7 protein-coding genes and 1 pseudogene are annotated in these 10,992 nt (G+C 67.6%); 6 read left to right on the forward strand and 2 right to left on the reverse strand.

Annotation, left to right across the window (positions count from 1 at the left end):
* Nucleotides 1-468 precede the first annotated feature (468 nt).
* Nucleotides 469-2,595 (reverse strand): transporter substrate-binding domain-containing protein, encoded by a 2,127-nt coding sequence (locus ACIRJP_RS40920; RefSeq protein WP_404186083.1) that lies wholly within the window; start codon nt 2,593-2,595, stop codon nt 469-471.
* A gap of 174 nt (nt 2,596-2,769) precedes the next feature.
* Between ACIRJP_RS40920 and ACIRJP_RS40925 the strand changes: the two genes are divergently transcribed.
* The 3 genes and pseudogenes from ACIRJP_RS40925 (at nt 2,770) to ACIRJP_RS40935 (ending at nt 4,716) form a co-directional block, all read left to right on the forward strand.
* Nucleotides 2,770-3,018: a hypothetical protein gene (locus tag ACIRJP_RS40925; protein WP_404186085.1), complete on the forward strand. Its 249-nt coding sequence runs from the start codon at nt 2,770-2,772 to the stop codon at nt 3,016-3,018.
* Between the two features lie 723 nt (nt 3,019-3,741).
* Nucleotides 3,742-4,182, forward strand: a pseudogene (locus tag ACIRJP_RS40930) (peptidoglycan-binding protein); the annotation flags it as partial.
* Nucleotides 4,183-4,311: 129 nt separating this feature from the next.
* Entirely contained in the window at nt 4,312-4,716 is a 405-nt protein-coding gene (locus ACIRJP_RS40935) for a hypothetical protein (RefSeq protein ID WP_404186095.1), read from the forward strand.
* A 132-nt stretch (nt 4,717-4,848) separates the two neighbouring features.
* Here ACIRJP_RS40935 and ACIRJP_RS40940 read toward each other — a convergent pair whose 3' ends face one another.
* Nucleotides 4,849-6,051: a peptidoglycan-binding protein gene (locus ACIRJP_RS40940; RefSeq protein ID WP_404186087.1), complete on the reverse strand. Its 1,203-nt coding sequence runs from the start codon at nt 6,049-6,051 to the stop codon at nt 4,849-4,851.
* 234 nt (nt 6,052-6,285) lie between these two features.
* Between ACIRJP_RS40940 and ACIRJP_RS40945 the strand changes: the two genes are divergently transcribed.
* From ACIRJP_RS40945 to ACIRJP_RS40955, 3 genes are all read left to right on the forward strand, one after another.
* On the forward strand, nt 6,286-7,944 hold the full coding sequence (locus ACIRJP_RS40945; protein ID WP_404186089.1) for a GH25 family lysozyme: 1,659 nt from the start codon (nt 6,286-6,288) through the stop codon (nt 7,942-7,944).
* Nucleotides 7,945-8,250: 306 nt separating this feature from the next.
* A complete protein-coding gene (locus tag ACIRJP_RS40950) occupies nt 8,251-8,706 on the forward strand; it encodes a helix-turn-helix transcriptional regulator (RefSeq protein ID WP_404186091.1) in 456 nt (151 codons plus the stop codon).
* Between the two features lie 901 nt (nt 8,707-9,607).
* The coding region (locus tag ACIRJP_RS40955; protein WP_404186093.1) for a transposase at nt 9,608-10,992 on the forward strand (1,385 nt) is incomplete at its 3' end.

The following is a 10,992-nucleotide window of genomic DNA, read 5'->3' on the forward strand; positions in this document are numbered from 1 at the left end:
TGGTCGGAGCTTCGCACCGACCACGTGAGCATCCACTCCGTGGCTGCTCAGAGCCCGCTACGCGGGCGGCTGGCTAGGTGGAGGGGTGGCCTCGGTCGGAACGGGACGTGAGGAACAGGCCGGCCCCTCCAAACCCCCAGTTCTCCAACCATCAAGACGGTGCGTCAAAACATGACCCCAGATGAGATTGGGACTCAGAACGCACCCCTGAGACACCTCACACACCCTCAAAAACTAACTCCCCGAACTCACCCACCATCAGAAATAACAGCTCTGGAGCACCTGAAAGGCAACTGAATAGGAAGTCGTGAGGCCGGAGAACTCCGAATCCGAAATTGCATCAAAAACCGACCCTCTTTTGGGAATCAACACAACCCTCCCTGCCGCTATGCCGCGAAAGCAAGTCGCCCCGGTTGAAAGACACGGGACGACTGACAGACGCTCAAAAAAGCGGGTTGTGACGGGCCTTCAGCATCGTTCCTTTTCCCCCGGGGGGCGGGGGTATACGTTTTCTTTACTCAGGGTGTCTTTCAGGTATTTCTTGTACAATGCATCCCAGGTTCCGCTGTCGACCTGTTCTGCGATGGACTTACAGATGAAGTGGCGCAGGGCGGGCTCGTTCTTCCGGATGCCGACACCCCATTTCGTCGTGCTGTGGTCCAGGGGGTTTGGCACCATCGCAAGGTTGGGGTTGGCCGTGAGGAACCCGGCGAGGATGGGCCGGTCTGTGACTACGACCTGGACGCCCATGTCCTCGTTAAGCAGGTTAATGCAGTCCTGGTATTCAGATCTCAGCTTTACTCGGAACTTGGGTTTCGGGAATTGCTTCAGGACGGCTTCCGAGATGGAACTTCCTACTGTGCAAACATCTGTGTTGTCAGGGAAATCTTCGGGACCTTCGATCTTCTTTTCCGCCTGATGGCCGTTCTCTTGGACCCAGGCATTTTCCCCACCCTCGGTGTAGATCATCATTCCCTGATCGGTGGTGAGGTAGGGCCCGGCGAAATCCACCCTTTCTTTGCGTTTAGGGGTGATGCTGTAACTGCCGACGATGAGATCGACGGACCCGCCCTCCAGCCACTGTTCCCGCGTCCTCGTGGTGACCTTGACGAACTTGATCCTGTCTTTTTTGAATCCTAGTTTTTCCGCGATATTCCTGGCGACCTCGATATCGAACCCTTTCCAGTCGTCCGGATTTTCACTGTCTCCCTTGATATTACTCAGTCCGAACTGGTCGTCTTTGACTCCGATCTTGATTTCTCCGTCTTTGTTTGCCTGCTGGATCGTGGGCGAGTCCTGCAGGGCGTACGCGTCCTTCGGGGCTTTGGAATCCAGGGAGTCCTGGTCTGAGCGGTAGCGGTTCCAGGCGAGCCAGCCACCTCCGGCAAGGAGGGCGAGGCAGGTAGTGGCGGCCACTGCGACGCGCAGACTGGTGCGGTTCCTGCCGGGCCTGTGTGCGGCTCCGCCCGTCGCGGGGCCGTCGCCGCGGTCGGGGCGGCCAGTGTTCTCGGGCATGGCGGCGGGGCCTTCCGTGCGGGTAGCGGAGTCGTTGTCCGGGGTGTCCGCGGACGGGCCGTGGACGGGGTCACCGCTGGTGGGGGTGTTGTCCGCGCTGTCCGTGGACGGGGACCGGACGACCTGGCCCGGGATGGTCCGCACCGCCTGGGAGGCGGGTGGTACGGGGCTGCCGATCTGCTCGCGAACAGCGTCCAGGCGGGCGTTGTAGGCGTCAAGCTGGGCGTCGGCGGTCTCGAGGAAGTGGTCGTATTCCCACGGCTGGGGCGCGGGCACGGAACCGGGGTCCTCGCCGTCGGGGCCGGCGGGAGTGTCGCGTCCAGTGAGCTGTCTGAACGCGCGGCGGTACTGTTCGGCCTGCTGGAACGCCTCGATCCGCAAGTCCTCGGCTTCCTGCTGCTCCCGGCGGGCGCGGGTCAGCCTCTCCTCGAACTCCGCGTGCCGCCGCCCGGCCTCGGCCAGGTGCTGCTCGGTCTGGGCGATGAGCCGCTGGTCCTCGGCCGCGCGTTTCCTGTTCTCGGCCGCGCGCTGCTGATTGGCCGTCGTTTCCGCTTCCTGTAGCCGCAGGCGTGCCTGGTCCCGTTCGGCCTCCAGGTCTTTGCAGCGCTGGTTCAGGTCGGCCATCGCGCTGATGAAGACGTAGATGAGGTGAGTGAGACTCTGTACCGTTTCCTGCGCCTTGATCTGGCCTTGGCGGGCGTCGTCCAGGCGCAGCTCGTAGTCGTGCGGTGTGCTGCCCGAGGGGATGTCGGGGGATTTGGCTGCCAGGCGGGCCGCGTCGGCCTCTTCGGCCGCTCTCAGCAGTTCGTGGCCGAGACCTCGGTGAAGTTGCTGCTCCGATGGGGGGACCAGCTTGGTGACGACGCTGTCCAGCAGCCACAGGGGAATCAGCTTGCGGCCCTTGAGGAACTCGCTCCACTGCGTGCGGCCGAAGGGAAAGTGTTCCTCCAGTTGCCGCAGAGTCCACCCGGCTAGCCGGGCGCGTAACCACTCCGCGAGCTCGTCCGCCTGTGGTGTGTCCCCCTCTGGCGGGCTATGCCGGGCCTTCAGCCGATGGGTCGGCCGCTCTTCTTCATGCACAGGCACTGCCTTCGTAGGGGTCGAATCCGCCTCGTGTCCATGGAATGCAGCCGTTTTTCAGCGCTGTGACCTGCGCGGACATGGCTGGACGTGAACGGACGTAAACGGACATCAGATCACCGACCCACTCTGGTCTTCCACCCGTTCCGCGAATCTGGCTGGAAGGCAGTTGTCATGCGAATGCGTTCGAACGACCGCGCCCCACTTCTCTTCCGCAGCAAGCCCGTCATGGGCATCGTCCTGATGGCGATCGGGGTGACGCTCCTGGCTCTTGGGCTTCCTGAGAACTGGATCGACCTGGCCGCCCTCGCCCTCGCTGCGGTGACCGCGCGGTCGGCCGACACCACCCCGCCCCGCCCTCCCGCCCGCAAGCTCCGCCAGAAGACCCGCGTCACGAAGCGGCGTACCACCCGCGGCAGGTGACGAACACCCCGGGCGAACACCTGGCAGACCAGGATCAGTCCACGGACACACGCAACCGCGCCTGTGTGCCCCTCTGAGCCCCGAACGCAGGCCGCCCTGGGTTGGGACCCGGGGCGGCTGACAGGCACTCAAGGCGACGTCCCGGCACCCGCCATCGACTTCGGGGCCGCCACATCTCGGCACCGCGCGAGGCCCCGCCGACGCGCGCGAGGAACTTAGCCGGCCGCCGATCCCCGAAGCGCTCCCGCCCGCCCCGCCCCCACCCTCTCCATTTCGGCAGTTCGGGCGGCAGGGGGGTGCGCAGAGGGGATGTCAGCACCCCGACCACGCCTCTACAGGCATGGTGACCTGCGCAGACGCCCGAAGCCGTGGGGAAAGGGGGCAACAGATACCGCAGGAGGTACCGCAAGGGGTCGCGCAAGGGATGAAGCAGGAGATCCCGGGCCCCCTCCTGGCCGGGGCCGGCCGGGGCCGTGGTCCTGGTCTGGCCCGTGGGGCCGCCCACGCGGCAGCGTCTGCGCGCGGGACGGCAACGAGGACCAGGCGGGCCGCGGGCGACGGCCGGCCACCGGGAGCCTGTCAACACCGAGGACCTGTCCGCAGTGGGACAAGTGGAACAGGTGGAACAGCCTGGTTCTCCCGGTGGAACGCTGGAACGGCGATTCTCCCGCTGTCAGAGGCTCTCGGACCACCTGGGTGTGGTCGTTGGCAGGAGGAAGAGATATGAGTTTTGCGAGGCAGCTCCTGAAGAGCAGCGGGGTTTCGCGAGATCAGTTCCGGTGGTTGGTCTCGACTTCCCTGGTGCTGGTGTTGGGGACGTTGGCGGTTCTGGTGTCCGTGGGCGGGGATCCTGCCCGTGCGGCAGATCATCCGTGGGCGGAGCGTGGCGATTCGGCGGTGGCCGCTGTTCGGGGTGATCTGGGCTCGCAGCCTTCGCGGGTGCCTGCTGGTCGTGCTGCTGGAGCGGCCCGGTCTTCTGTCGCGAAGCCCGTTCTGCGTCTCGGTGCGCGCGGGGCGGCTGTGCGGGGCCTGCAGAGTGCGTTGAATGCTCACGGTTACGCGTTGAGTGTGGATGGCGTGTTCGGGGCGCGAACCGAGGAGGCGACGCGGGCTTTTCAGCGGGCCAAGGGGTTGGTCGTTGATGGTGTGGTCGGTCCGCGTACGTGGGGGGCGTTGCAGAGCGCGCCGAAGGGGTCGGCGGTTGTGCCTGTGCAGCCGGCTGCGAATAGTTGCTGGACTGTCGTCGACCGGCCGTCGAATTACGCGTACACGTGTGATTTCTCTGTCTACCCTGTGTCCGGCAAAAGCAGTGAGGCGTTGCTCGACGCGGTTTTCTCGCGGGCCACTACGCACTTCTCGACCTATTTCCCGTTCAAGGGGTGTGGGCAGGTTCTGAGGGTCGGGGCCACTTGTGATCTCTTCGGGGGCAAGGGCGAGCCTGTTGCGGCCGCTCCGATCCGTGTTTTGGCTGTCGGTGGGCACTCGTTCACTTTCCTGGCCTTGCCGGGGCATCCGGAAGGGGCCGGGCGCACCATCACGTTCACGTTCGTCGTGAAGGGTGGCCAGTTGCGTCTGCAGGTCTCTGCGCAGGGCAAGCCCGGCTTGTTGAGCGAGCCTTCTCTCGATGTCGGGGTGGTGACCCAGACGTGGGGTCCGTATGCCACGCGTGGCTTGCGGAGCATGTTCACCGGGGGCTGATCGGGCTTTTCGGCTGGTGGGGCCCTCATCCGTTGCGACGGGTGGGGGCCCCGCTGTGTGTCAGTGGCGGCTCTGGCTCAGCTTCCTACTCGGCGGGCGGCATGGGGTACGGGCGGGACTGGGGCGCCCGTTTCAGTGTCCGCAGCCGGACATGGGGGTGTCGAGGTACTTCCAGGTCTGGGGTCCGACCTGGCCGTCGGGCTTGAGGCCGCTGCAGCGTTGGACGGCGCGGACGGCGGTGTCGGTGCTTTCTCCGAACTTGCTGTCGAGGGCGAGGGTGTAGTCGTAGTTGTAGTTCAGCAGGCACTGGATCTCCTTCACCTTCGAGCCGACCATGCCCTTGGCCATGACCTGGGTGCGGTCCCAGTTGTAGGGGCAGTTGGCGCGGCCGGCGGCGCCGGGCGAGGCGGCCGTACTGGGAGAGGCAGAAGCAGAGGCTGGGGAGGATGCCTCGTCCTTGGCTGAACTGCTGGGGCGCGGTGAGGTCGTGTTCGTGTCTTCCTCGCCCGGGGTGTCCTGTTCCTTGTCCTTCTTCTTCTCGTTGTCCTTCGGGGTCTTGGTCGGTGCGGTGCTGTTCTTCGGGGGCAGGGGAGTTTCGTCGACGACTGGCTGGTCGTCGCCGGGACGGTTGTCGCCGCCGGTCTCGGGCTGGGAGACGGCGGAGTCTTTCGTTTGGTGGGCCGAGTACCAGCGTCCGACGAGCAGCAGCGCGGCGAGGGCTGCGGCGATCAGCGCGAGGGTTTTGACCCTGCTGCGGGAGGCAGTTGCTGGCTTTGCTGGTTCGGCAGGGCTGGACGTGGACGGTTTCCGGGGGGCAGCGGCCGGCTTTGCCGGTTCGACCGGGCCGGGCGTGGATGGTGCGGGGTCCGGGCTGGCCGCTGCGGGTTTCGGAGCTGTGGCGCCGGGAGCAGGGTCCGCGTCTGCTGTCGGCAAGGGGTCCGGGGCTGCTGTCGGTACGGGGTCCGGCGTCGTCGGCGGTGTGGGGTCCGGTACGCCTTGTGCGGGGTCTGCCGGCGCGGGAACGGACGGCGCTTCGGGCGGTGTCTCCTCCTGGGCGTCCGCGGCGCGGCGGGCTTGGTCGGCGGTGTCCCAAAGGCCAAGCAGGGTGTTCTTGTCCAGGCCGCGGCGGGAGCAGAGCCGTTCCACCGCGGCCCGGGGTGGGAACGCGGCGCCTTTGAGGACGCGGTTCCAGGAGGAGCGGGAGTAGCCGGTGTCGTGGGTGAAGGCGTCCAGGGAGAGGTTCTTGGATGCCTTGATCTGTCGCAGTGCCTGGAGCAGTGCGGTGACTTCCGGCAGTGGCTGTGCGGGTGGCATGTCGCCTTGTTCGGGTCGCACGGGTCTTCCCCCTGATGCCGATGTGATCGTCGGTGATCGTCGCATTCCAGAGCCGTTCCTTTTCGCAGGTCAGGGGCCTTGTGGAACGGCCGGGACGGTGCGGTACGGCTGGAATGGCGATCAGGCTACCGGTGGGACGGCGGTACCCCGAATCTTCATCTCGTCGGCGCCGCAAAGGCGCCGCGGAAACTGCCCTCCGGATGTGTGCCGGTGGGTCTGACGAGGGGTGAAGTCGTGCGCATCATCAGCAAGAAGACGGGTCTTCAGGCGGGTGCCATGGTGGCGGTCGCGGCTGCTGGATTTGGCCTGATCAGCTTCTCCGGCGACGAGGAGGCGCAGGCGAACAGTCCGGCCGCGTACAGCGTGAAGGGGTTCGACACCAGTCACCACAACTCCCACCCGATCCAGTGGTCAGCGGCCGCGAGTGCCGGGTACTCGTTCGTGTTCCAGAAGGCGAGTCAGGGCACCGGCTACCGCGACCCGCAGTTCGCGGGTGACTTCGCGGGGGCGTCGCGGGCCGGGCTGATGGTCGCGCCGTACCACTTCTACGACTCCGGTTCCGGCGCCGCCCAGGCCGACCACTTCATCCGTACGGCCAGGGCCGCCGGCTACGACGGCAAGCGGCCCGGGCAGCTCCCGCCGGTGGTCGACCTGGAGAAGATCCGCGGCCGGTGCCCGGCCGGGGTGAACAACACCCAGGTCGCCGCGTTCCTCGCCAGGGCCCGTCAGGCGTTCGGGGTGAACCCCATCGTCTACACCTCGAAGGACTTCGCCGACACCTGCCTGCGCGGCAACACCGGCGCTCTGGCCAACAGCCCGCTGTGGCAGCCCCGCTACGAGAGCGGAACGCGTGAGCCCGCCCCGGTCGGGGGCAGGTACTGGTCGATCTGGCAGTACACCGAAAACGGATCGGTACCCGGCCTGCGAGGCAGGGCCGACGTCAACGTCTACAAGGGCACGCTGACCCAGCTCCGCGCGCTCGCCCACCTCGCCCCCGGCCAGTCCCCCACCCCTCCGGGAACGGGTACAACGACGCCGCCTGCTCCGTCCACGGCCGTCTGGCCGCTGCTGAAGAGCGGTTCGCGCGGCGTGAACGTCACCACCGCCCAGCACCTGCTGGCCGCGGCCGGCCAGTCCGTCACCGCAGACGGCGCCTTCGGTCCGAACACCCAGGCCGCGGCCGCCGGGTTCCAGCGCGCCCACGGCCTGACCGCCGACGGCATCATCGGCCCGAACACCTGGAACAAGCTGACCCAGACCGTGCGCACCGGTTCCAGCGGGTCGGCGGTCAAGGCCGCCCAGGCGCAGCTCGCCGGGTTCGGCAATCGCATCGTGGTCGATGGTGCTTTCGGTCCGGCTACCCGGAACGCGGCCATGGCGTTCCAGCGTTCCCACGGGCTGACCGCGGACGGTGTCATCGGTCCGAAGACGTGGAACAAGCTGGTCAACGGGACCAAGACAACCACGCCTGCCCCGACCCAGCCTGCTCCGGCGAATGGCAGGCTGACCCAGCGCCAGGCCCTCACGCAGCTCGCCGCGGCCGGGATCAAGGCCCCGGTCGGCCGGACCTCTCTCGCAGGTGTCCGTGCCCGCACCATCCAGGGCGTCATCGCTCTGAAGAAGGCCAGCGGCTGCACCATCGTCATCACCGGTGGCACCGAGTCCGGCCACAGCACCAGGGGCAACCACTCCCACGCCAACGGTTACAAGCTCGACCTGCGTACCCGTGACGAGGGCCGCTGCGTGACCAACTGGATCAAGACCACCCAGCGCAAGGGCGCCCCGCGAGGCACGAACGCCCGCTGGCACGGCACCCTCAACGGCATCACCGCCGAGTACGTCTACGAAATCCCCCGCAGCGGCGGCGTCCATTGGGACATCACCTTCGTCTGATCCCCCTCCAAGTCGGCTGACACCTGCGCCACCAACGCCCGGTGGGCGGCACTCGTGCGAGTGCCGCCCACCGGGCGTTTCGCGGGTGCGTCACCACTGGGGTGCCGCACCATCACTGAGGAAGTGTCAGGCGGGGTGGTGGGGCGGTTCCTCGTCGGCGCGGCCGCCAGTTCCGAGGGTTCGCCGCAGGGACGGGGGCGCTGCCGGGCGCGTGCCGAGCACGCCTCGGGCGCGTAGTTCGTCGAGGTCGGACAGGCGCTCTCCGGGGAGAGCGTCGAGCAGGTCGGCCTGGGCGGCGCGGATGCTGTGCGCGGGAGCCTGAGGGCCGAGGTCCTGCCCAATGCGTGCCTGTCGGCGACGGCCCGCGACATCTTCGACGTGCTCACCGCGCGCCAGGAGCCCGGCGGCCTGGTCCGCATCCGTCAGCAGCAGCTTGCCGAGCGCCTGGGCCTGTCGCAGTCCGCGGTCTCCCGCGCGATCGGGCAGCTACGCGACAAGGGCATCATCAGCGAACGGCAGCGCAAGGGCACGCTGCTCATCCACCCGCTGCTGGCCGGCTACGAGTCGCTCGCCCACATGACCAACCACCTCGAGGCCCCGGACACGCACGTGTGGCCCATCAACTTCCCCGTCGGCGACATCCGCCCACCGCGTGTGCGCGACGGGCGCACCGGTACCGACTTCGACCCCGACCCGGACCCCGACGGCGGTGAGGACGCGCCCGCCCCCGAGGCCCGGCCCGCCCTCCGGCTAGCCGGCTGAACCCGAGCCGCACGTCGCGCGCACCACGGCGCCCTCCGAGCTGGAGGGCGCCGTCGTCGCCCCAGTAGCGGCCCTTGGGGACCGGGTCGGCGGTTCGTGCTGGGGAGCCCACTACCCAATAGCGATGCCGGGCCGCGCCCCGGCCGGCGCCCGCTTTTCGCTTGCTTTCCGAGAGAGCCGTACCAGGCCACCGCTCGGGGAGGCTCTCAGGTAAGGCGTTGAGCCATTTCCATGGCCGACGCGATCATCCCACCGGAGAAGAGCACGAGAAGGCAACTGCTTCCCCCACCTCTGCTCGCGGGGGCGTTCTGCTGGGCGGCCCACCTCTGGGCCGCTTCCGGTCCTTCTGCGTGGTAGACGTCGCCTGCCGCCCGACCCCAGCAATACCCGCATTTCCATCCACCGAACGCTGCTTCTTCGCGACCGCACTTCGGACACGTAGCCACGCGCTTCCTCCCCCTGCTGGCGCTCCACTCCCAAGCTAAGGTAGGGAAGATCGTGCTTTTTCAGGAAGGCAGAAACAAGACTCTTGCCGAGGCCTGCGGCGAGGTCCGGTCGAATTAACCAGCACAGCCCCTGCTTGCACGACTCCCCCTTCGGCGCTCACCGCGACGCACGGCGTACCGGCGCGTGTCCGTCAGGCTACGCCGCCGGACGAGACTGCCGGGACCGGATTCCTGAACAGCAGCTTCACTCAGGCCAGTTCGACATCAAGGAAAAGTCAGTTCCTTGAGGTACCGCTCCGCGGTCCGCTGCGAGATACCGAGGATCCGAGCCGCCATCTTGGCCGGGCCCCTTGAGCTTGACTCTGTCGGGGATCTTGGAGTTTCCCGGTGCGGCAGCATGGTCAACGGGCATGCTCGGGTGGTTCCGATGACCGATACAGCTGTCGAGGTGCCCGTTGTCCCTGCGCCCCCGTTCCGGTGAGCAAGTCCCGCCTCTGACCGCGCAGGTCGCGCGGGCGAGCAACCCGGGTGGTACGACGGCGATATGGGTGCGCGACCGGCTGGACGGGCTGTGGTGCGACGAGGACTTCGCCGACTGGTACCCACGTGACGGACGTCCGGGTCTCTCGCCCGCTCAACTGGCCACCGTCTGTGTGCTGCAGTTCCTGCTCGGCCTGTCGGACCGCCAGGCCGCCGAGGCGGTGCGCTGCCGTATCGACTTCAAGTACGCGATGGCCATGGAGCTGGACGACCCCGGCTTCCACCACAGCGTCCTGGCCGACTTCCGCGACCGTCTCGCCGAAGACGACCGTGCTGACCGCCTCCTCGACCTCGCGCTCGCCCGCCTCAAGGAAGCCGGACTGGTGCGCGAGCGCACCACGCAGCGCACCGATTCCACCCACGTCCTGGCCTTGGTGCGTGACCTGACCCGCCTGGAGCTGATCACCGAGGCGGTCCGCGCCGCACTGGAAGAAGTCGCCGGCACCTCCCCTCACCTGCTGGACGACCTGGTCGACGAGGACTGGGGACGCCGCTACGGCCGACCGGCCCGCCTGGGCAAGAACCCCACCAAGCCCAAGACCAGGATCCTCGCCACCGGCAACGACGCCGTCCGCCTCCTGGAACACCTCTGCCGGCACGGAGCGGAACGCACGTCCGGCCCTCGCGTCCAGGCCCTGCGCCAGATCATGGTGCAGAACTACCACTATGACGCCGCAGGACACCTGCGCTGGCGCACCGCCGAGACGGAAGGCGGGCCCGGGCTGCCGCCCTCGTCCCGGGCAGTCGTCTCTCCCTACGACATTTCGGCCCGCTACGCACGCCACGGACACATCATCAGCTGGAAGGGGTTCTCCGCTCACCTGACCGAGACCTGTGCTCCCGACAGCCCCAACGTGATCACGGATGTCGCCACCACCGCAGCCACCACACACGACAGCAAGGTCCTGCCAGGCATCCACACCCGCCTGGCCCGCCGCGGTCTGCTGCCCGCAGAGCACCTGGTCGACGCCGGATACACCTCCCTGCCCCACCTGGAACAAGCCACTCGTGAACACCAGGTCACCGTCTCCGGGCCACTCCGGGGTAACCCCACCCGCCAGCACCGCCAGGCCGAGGGCTTCGCCCGGGACGACTTCCACATCGACTACGACCGCCAGCAGGTCACCTGTCCCCAGGGACAAGTCAGCGCGGGCTGGCACGGCCCCTACCCGACCTCCTCGCCCACCGCGGCCCCGCTGATCGTGGCCCGATTCACCAAGAGCCAGTGCCGGCCCTGCCCTGCCCGCTCCCAGTGCACCACCACCGCCGACAGTGCCCGCACCGTGGGCTTTCCCCCACG

The sequence above is a fragment of the Streptomyces sp. NPDC102437 genome (genome assembly GCF_044765565.1).
Taxonomy (GTDB): Bacteria; Actinomycetota; Actinomycetes; order Streptomycetales; family Streptomycetaceae; genus Streptomyces.